The sequence below is a fragment of the Acinetobacter pittii genome (assembly GCF_022449185.1).
GTDB lineage: Bacteria > Pseudomonadota > Gammaproteobacteria > Pseudomonadales > Moraxellaceae > Acinetobacter > Acinetobacter pittii_I.
Genome location: NZ_JAKUKO010000020.1, coordinates 1 through 640 on the forward strand (window position 1 = coordinate 1; position 640 = coordinate 640).

1 protein-coding gene is annotated in these 640 nt (G+C 47.5%); it reads left to right on the forward strand.

What is annotated here, in order from left to right:
- The coding region (locus MKX14_RS18205) for an Ig-like domain-containing protein (protein ID WP_240283149.1) at window positions 1-640 on the forward strand (640 nt) is incomplete at both ends.

The window sequence follows — 640 nt, forward strand, 5'->3', positions numbered from 1 at the left end:
ACCGCCGACAGTAGCACTTGATGATGTACTCACTAACGACAGCACACCAGCACTTACCGGTACAGTGAACGATCCGACAGCCACTGTGGTTGTGAATGTAGATGGCGTTGACTATCCGGCGGTGAACAATGGTGACGGCACCTGGACGCTTGCAGACAATACACTTCCTGCGTTAACTGATGGTCCACACACCATTACCGTGACGGCAACAGACCCTGCAGGAAATGCAGGTACCGATACCGCAGTGGTGACCATTGATACTAGTGTGCCAGTTGTATCTTTAGATGATTTAACTACTAATGACACGACTCCTGCTTTAACAGGAGCTATTGATGATCCAACAGCAACCGTTGTTGTAAATGTTGATGGTATTGATTATCCAGCGACTAACAATGGTGATGGTACTTGGACGCTCGTAGATAATACTTTGCCTGCATTAATAGATGGTCCACATACAGTGACTGTAACTGCAACTGATCCAGCTGGTAATACGGCTACAGATACAGCTACGCTTACTATTGATACAATTCCTGCAGACCTGATCGGTGCGATCACGATTCCTGAAGACTTAAATGGCGACGGTATCTTGAATGCAGACGAGCTAGGCACAGACGGCAGCTTCAATGCACAAGTGGCGTTG